This is a genomic window from Roseateles sp. P5_E1 (genome assembly GCF_054049335.1).
Window position 1 is genome coordinate 1 of record NZ_JBFUMN010000337.1, and the last position, 585, is coordinate 585.

Genomic DNA, 585 nt, shown 5'->3' on the forward strand with positions numbered 1-585 from the left:
GTTCCTGGCGATCATCGCGCTGCAGAAGTCCGGCGTGATCATCGCCAACACCGACACCCTGGTGGCACTCGGCCCGCTCAATACGGCAACCCCGCTGCTGGCGCTGGCCGGCTTCCTGCTGATCGCGATCCTGGAAGCACGCAAGGTGCGCGGTGCGATCCTGATCGGCATCCTGGCGGTGACCGGCGCGGCCTGGCTGCTCGGTGACGTGCAGTTCCACGGGATGATCTCGCTGCCGCCGAGCCTGGCCCCGACCTTCCTGCAACTGGACCTGCCCGGCCTGCTGCATCACGACGGCGGCGCGCCCATCGCGGTGCTGCTGCAGGTGGTGCTGGTGTTCGTGCTGGTGGAAGTGTTCGATGCCACCGGCACGCTGTATGGCGTGGTGGGACGTGCGGGCCTGCTCAAGCTGCCGGGCGCGCAGAAGCGTTTCGGCCGCGCATTGCTGGCCGACAGCACCGCGATCGTGGCCGGCTCGCTGCTCGGCACCAGCAGCACCACCGCCTTTGCCGAAAGCGCCTCGGGCGTGCAGGCCGGTGGCCGCACCGGGCTGACCGCACTGGTGGTGGCCGCGCTCTTCCTGGC

At 69.7% G+C, this 585-nt stretch carries 1 protein-coding gene; it reads left to right on the forward strand.

Translation table 11 applies throughout. From position 1 onward, the window contains the following. Positions 1-585: solute carrier family 23 protein (locus ACXJKJ_RS31400; protein WP_457395567.1), on the forward strand; the 585-nt coding region annotated here is incomplete at both ends.